Annotated in this window: 1 pseudogene; it reads left to right on the forward strand. The window is 55.2% G+C overall.

Going from position 1 to position 239, the window contains the following annotated elements:
- Window positions 1-110: 110 nt before the first annotated feature.
- Window positions 111-239: pseudogene (locus ACYP03_RS27830) on the forward strand (rhomboid family intramembrane serine protease GlpG); the annotation flags it as partial.

Raw genomic sequence — 239 nt, forward strand, 5'->3', positions numbered from 1 at the left:
GGCGGCTTTGAAGCGTGGCGTCGTCAGGCCTATCCGTGTGTTGAGCAGTAATTTCGCCCAGGTGATCATCCTGCGCCTGCCGGCGCACATATTTCAACAGGGAGTCTGAGATGCAGCGTATCGCCGTGCTCAATAACCCCCGTATGGCACAGGACTTCATAGATTACATGGCCTCCCGTGGTATTGTACTTACCCTGGCCGTTGAACCCGGCGGCCAGTTTGCCTTTTTGTTGTCTGAT

The organism is Photobacterium sp. R1 (genome assembly GCF_054600795.1).